The sequence below is a fragment of the Bartonella sp. AA89HNZF genome (genome assembly GCF_042196905.1).
Taxonomy (GTDB): Bacteria; Pseudomonadota; Alphaproteobacteria; order Rhizobiales; family Rhizobiaceae; genus Bartonella.
In genome coordinates this window covers 1-889 of sequence record NZ_JBHIRD010000089.1, presented here as the reverse complement: position 1 = coordinate 889, position 889 = coordinate 1, and the positions used below count along the sequence as shown (strand labels likewise).

General features: G+C 38.2%; 2 protein-coding genes and 1 pseudogene. All 3 read right to left on the bottom strand.

The features are described from left to right. A pseudogene (locus tag ACFIN0_RS09860) lies at nucleotides 1-155 on the bottom strand (XRE family transcriptional regulator); the annotation flags it as partial. A gap of 147 nt (nucleotides 156-302) precedes the next feature. After that, nucleotides 303-533: a hypothetical protein gene (locus tag ACFIN0_RS09855; protein ID WP_375702465.1), complete on the bottom strand. Its 231-nt coding sequence runs from the start codon at nucleotides 531-533 to the stop codon at nucleotides 303-305. 116 nt (nucleotides 534-649) lie between these two features. Then, nucleotides 650-877, bottom strand: coding sequence for a hypothetical protein (locus ACFIN0_RS09850; protein WP_375611041.1), 228 nt, complete (start codon nucleotides 875-877; stop codon nucleotides 650-652). Between the last annotated feature and the right edge of the window lie 12 nt (nucleotides 878-889).

The window sequence follows — 889 nt, the reverse complement described above, 5'->3', positions numbered from 1 at the left end:
ATCTTTTCCTCCAGTCCTACAGGAACAGATTTTTTGCCAATCTCGACAGAAGATAAAAATGCTACAGATATGTCTAATTTCTTAGCCATATCTAAGAGGCGTTCGGAGTGATCAATGCGAAGTTTCCGTAAAATTTTACCAAAAGATGTAACCATATAAAAAGTCCTATTAGAGAAGAAATATTTTCTTCTGATTCTAACAAATCTTTTTATGATTTTCTTCAATTATTACGAATCAAGAGTTCTTTTCGGGGTGGTTTTTTAGCAAAACCAGAGGTCCAAAGGGTCGCTATTCTAAGATAGCTAACTTTTTGTTATCCATCTTTTAAGATGTGAGAAGCTATTCTCTATGGCGTCCACAAAACGGGCAAAATCAATAACAAACATAAAGAGAATGAAGGCAATCAATTTCATGATGCGTGACATCATCTTTAAGCCTTGATAGGTCTCTATCATCTCATGAAGAAGCTGTTGTTCTGTTTCTGTAAGATCTTTATCTTTGCTGCTTCGTTTCTTGACCATCTTTCCAACCACATAAATGGGCTCCCTGCTTGTTATGCTTCAAAATATCTCTTGCAAGGTTGGAACTGATGACCTCAACATCCTGATTATCCAAATAAATGGGCAACCAGCCACCACAAGAAACAGACCTATTTGCCGCGCACCCAACGAGAAAGTTCAGAGCGCACACCAGCATCACTTTTTCGATTAACTTCATTTTCTACCTCAAGACGGGTTGTTGCTGTCTTTAAAGCATTCTCTGTTTGCTTTTGCCGTTCGCTTTGCTTGCCAAGCTGAAACGCCTTGGCTAAAGCCATAAAAAAAACGGCTAAAGCCGCTGTAAACATAAGAGAATATTTCTTTAGCCAAAAAATCATAAGCGTTGCTCC